6 protein-coding genes are annotated in these 4,113 nt (G+C 63.4%); all 6 read right to left on the bottom strand.

Translation table 11 applies throughout. The annotated features are described in order from the left end of the window. Nucleotides 1-171 precede the first annotated feature (171 nt). The gene (locus tag VFZ66_00690; GenBank protein ID HEX6287669.1) at nt 172-621 is read right to left on the bottom strand and encodes a plastocyanin/azurin family copper-binding protein; all 450 of its coding nucleotides are present in this window, start codon (nt 619-621) and stop codon (nt 172-174) included. 27 nt (nt 622-648) lie between these two features. Further along, entirely contained in the window at nt 649-1,071 is a 423-nt protein-coding gene (locus tag VFZ66_00685) for a hypothetical protein (protein HEX6287668.1), read from the bottom strand. Between the two features lie 18 nt (nt 1,072-1,089). Beyond that, the gene (locus VFZ66_00680; GenBank protein HEX6287667.1) at nt 1,090-1,281 is read right to left on the bottom strand and encodes a hypothetical protein; all 192 of its coding nucleotides are present in this window, start codon (nt 1,279-1,281) and stop codon (nt 1,090-1,092) included. Nucleotides 1,282-1,335: 54 nt separating this feature from the next. Further along, nucleotides 1,336-1,599, bottom strand: a complete 264-nt coding sequence (locus VFZ66_00675) for a hypothetical protein (GenBank protein HEX6287666.1) — start codon at nt 1,597-1,599, stop codon at nt 1,336-1,338. A 324-nt stretch (nt 1,600-1,923) separates the two neighbouring features. Further along, complete coding sequence (locus VFZ66_00670) at nt 1,924-3,099, bottom strand: glycosyltransferase (GenBank protein ID HEX6287665.1); 1,176 nt, start codon at nt 3,097-3,099, stop codon at nt 1,924-1,926. Nucleotides 3,100-3,196: 97 nt separating this feature from the next. Next, entirely contained in the window at nt 3,197-3,820 is a 624-nt protein-coding gene (locus VFZ66_00665; protein ID HEX6287664.1) for a hypothetical protein, read from the bottom strand. Nucleotides 3,821-4,113: the final 293 nt, after the last annotated feature.

Genomic DNA, 4,113 nt, shown 5'->3' with positions numbered 1-4,113 from the left:
ACCGTCGTAGCATGACTCTACAGCTTACGGCACCGCGTGAGGTAAACAGCACTTCTCACGGGGTGAAGATCTGTTTCCGGTGCCGGGCTGCAACAGCAAGCGAGCGGCGGCCCGTTGGGGCTGCCGCTCTGCGTGTCGGATGCTGCGAGTGGGCCACGATGCGCGGTCAGCTTATTCCACGACCGTCAGGATGCCCATCATGCCCGCCTCTTTGTGGCCGGGCACCGTGCAGACGATAGTGTAGCGGCCTGGGCGTTCCGGCGTAAAGGTCACATCGCTCTGCTTGCCCGGCAGCGCCGCGACGTGGACGGTCGGGCTGGCATTGCTGACGGGCTGCGCCGCGTGGCTGTGACCGTCCTCCGCCTCAGTCGCCCGCACATCATGCGCCGGAAGATTGAGCACCGCCCAGTCGTGCTCGATCACTCCCTCGTTGGTAAAGGCGATCGTGATCGGTTTGCCGACCGTGGCCGTCACCAGCGCCGGGGTGAAGCTCATCTCGCGTCCTACGACAGCCGTAGATACTCCTGGCTTTTCCGCTGTCGCCGATTGACCGCAGGCTGTCAGGAGCGCGGTGATCGCCAGCAATAGCGCGCCGATATGCACATAGCGCTTCAGTGACATGAATACCGTCCTTCGTTTTCCAGGTGTTCACAGATGCTCCTGCGTCGCGCGCAGTGTGGCGTAGGTTGCCACATCGACCACGTTGAGCTGTTCGGTCGGGCTGAAGCACGGCTCGTCGATCATCTTGTGGTGATGCCGCACGGCAACCTGCGTCCGCCCGATCTTGAGGTCGTTCAAACAATGCGACACGCCCTGCTCGTCGGCGGCGCAATCCTTGTCCGAGAGGACCGTAGCGCGCCGCACGCCGGACGGCAGCGCTCCGGCTTCAAGATCGACCGCGATGTCCTCTCCGCTCAATGTCGGGCGCTGCTCGCCAGGCGCGACGATCACAACCGTACGCAGGAGCGGGTCAAGCTCCGCCGCTCTGCCGCTCCAGGCCCCGAAGCCTAGCCAGGCGCTCATGATCAGCAGGAGTGCCGCGCCGCCACCAATCGCTAATCGTTTGCTCATCGCCGTATCCTGCCTGCATTATTGCGTTACCAGCGCTTTTAAGGTGAACTGCACGTCTTGTCCGGTCGCCGTCTTCAACGCCACAACGCGCGTCCAGGGACCGGCTCCTGCCGGGCCGTGCGCCGCCGGGTCGATGCTGACCTCAACGTACGCCGGTGTATCGGGTGTGAGCGCCACGTTGATCGGAGCGCCTGGACCAGCGTGTGACATGCCGAGCCAATCCGATGTTCGATCCGCCTGCACGAGGCGGGCACGTGTACACGTTCAACTGGAGCTCACGTCGGTGATAAGCGTCGGCTCTTTCACGGTGACAGGAAACTGCGCCGAGATCAGGCCATCACGCATCGACACCGTGCCGAAGTCGTGGGTCGTGTGTGCTGGAACGAGGGCCTCGGACGGCCCACGAAGCGCGGTCACGGCCAGTGTCGCGCCGCCAACGACGAGCAGCGCGACCAGCCCTAGCCAGAGCCAGGCAGGCACCAATCTGCGGCGGCGCGGCACAGATCGTCCTTTGGTATGTGTTGCCATAAGCGGTTCCTTATCTTCTATGAGCCGAAAGCCGTTATGCTGAGTATCGGCGTTCTCGCTGAAGCGGCTTGAGCCGTAGCTGAGCCGCATGCGAAAGGTATCGCTAAAAGGTGCTATCAGCAGCAACATCGCGCTGACCGCCGCCGCAGCGACACCGCCTGGCCCTTCCGCAGTGGATCATACAGGACGAGCGTAGCGTAGGGGTGGGGAGACGACTACCTGAGGAGAAGGAACGGCTACCGAAGGAGTGCTGTTTCAGAGCGCCGCGATCTCGAAGAGCGCTGCACGAGGTGGGCCTGCTGGGTCGCGTCCGATGGCCTTGGTTCACCCTGAGATGAGCGGCCTTTTCGCATGCGCCAGCCGTTCGAGCAGCGCCACCGCATGCGCTGGCGCTGGCTGTGCGGCGATCTCATCGCGCAGACGCTCGGCAGCCCGGCGATAGGCTGGATCTGCCAGCACCAAGGAAACCGCCTCGCGCACCATGTCGGGCGTCGAATCTACCGGGTCGAGCACCCGCGCGACACCCAGGTCGGCACAGCGGGCCGCGTTCAGCGGCTGATCCGCGCCCATCGGGATCAGAACCATCGGCAGGCCATGCGCCAGCGCGCCGATCACGCTGCCCGATCCGCCATGCGAGACGACCAGATCGCAGTGCGGTAAGATGGACGCCTGGGGGATGTACCGCGCGATATGGATATTGGCGGGCTGCGGCCCAAACTCCGCAGGATCGATCTCGTTGCCCACGGTGGCGATCACGGTGAGCGGCAGGTCGCGCAGCCCCGCAAGCACCCGTGGAAAGAGATCGCCGGACTCGATATTGAACACCGTGCCAAGCGTGAAGTAGACCGCTGGCGCGCCCGACAGATGCTCGCTCCAGGGTCGCGCAGATTCGCCCGGCGCAGCTTCGAGCGCAAGCGGGCGGATCGTGTGAGCCGTGGCAGGCAGCGGAAAGGCCGGGTCGCGGTAGCTGGGCGGGAAGGGCGACAGCACGAGATAGCGCCTGAGCATCGTCAGATCGGGGTCGGGTGGCAGGCCATGCTCGGCGCGCAGCGTGTTCAGCGGCTCGGCAACCAGGGCGTGTCGCACGAAGGAGCCTGCGGCGATAACCAGCACTGTGGCATACGGCAGCCCTAGACGCTCGGCGGCGACCATGCTGCCGAAGTCGATCTCGTCGCAGACCACAAGATCGGGCTGCCACTGCGGGCACAGCGCCAGGAGCGCGCTCGCACGCTCACGAGCGACGCGCGTGGCGTAGCCCTCGCGGAGCGCGCGATCCTCGCGCTCGGCGTCGAGCTTGAGCAGCGGGAAGCGCGCGGGCGTGTCGGGGACGGTCGCTCCCCCCGTGGCGAAGGCCGCAAACCCGGCGGCCTCGACCATCGCGACCATCGCCGGTTGGCTGGCGAAGGCCACGGTATGCCCCGCCACCTCTGCGGCCCGCGCGATCGGGACCATCGGGACGAAATGGCCGCTACCTCCGGCGAAGGTGAACAGGATGCGCAATCAGAGCTTCTCCCAGACGCACTGTGAACACAGGAGACAAATCCCAAACCAAGAACTTGGAACTAAGAACTTGGAACGTGAAACTCCTGACCCCACGCTAGGGAGCGATGCCGGCCAGCAGCAGATCGAAGATCTGCTCCATATGCGCAGGGTCGGGCGGCATGCTATCTTCTTGCTGGATGACTACCAGCGCCGGATTTTTCGTCTCGCGCCTCCAGATGTATGCCCGATGGCTCAGCGGTCCTCCGGGAGCCTCCATGACGTTGAGCACTTTTCTGGCGGGAACGTCGGCAACAGTCAGATCCTCCAGGCTGCGCTCGAAGTCGGGATGCGTGGGAAGCGCTGCCAGCTCCTGCTGGACCCACGTCTCCACCGAGTCGACTGTCGGCTCGATCATCGGATAGGTGAAGCTTACATTATAGCGCCGTCCGTCGAAAACTCCCTCGATACCTAAAAAGCCTTCCATCAGGCCCGCTGTATTGACCTCCCAATCTGCCGGATGTCGAATATCCCAGGCGCTGCCGTAGCTCTGTCGTATCCAGGTATCGTCTGATGGAGGCGATGGCTCCGTTGTGGCGGTTGCCGACTGTTCGTGCTGATCCTGGCCTCCCGCAGAGCGCGTCGATGGGATGCAGCCAACGAGCAAGATAAGCGCTAATCCCAGACCGACGCTCACGGCGACAAACCGCCTGCGGATGAACGAGTGTGCCATGTCTGTCATGAATACCGATCGTTTGAGGTGCATAGCACGTTTGCGGACGACCACGTTTGCAAATAGCTCACCACTGGACAGGATCGAGCGTCCAGTGGTGAGCATATCGACAGAAGATCGCAACTGAATACGCGACCAGCGATGTGCTAGATATTCCTAGTTTCCATAATTATACAGCAGGCTGCCCGGATAGCGGATCGTTGTGCCGCGCTTTGCATAGCCCTGGTATGGCTGCGACCCGACGTAGAAGGTCCAGCCGCCGATGGTCTTATCATTCACTGTCACAAAGCTGCCGTTTGCGC

The sequence above is a fragment of the Herpetosiphonaceae bacterium genome, assembly GCA_036374795.1.
Lineage (GTDB): Bacteria > Chloroflexota > Chloroflexia > Chloroflexales > Kallotenuaceae > LB3-1.
Note: the sequence above shows the minus strand (reverse complement) of the source record. Positions and strands in the feature narration are given on the sequence as shown.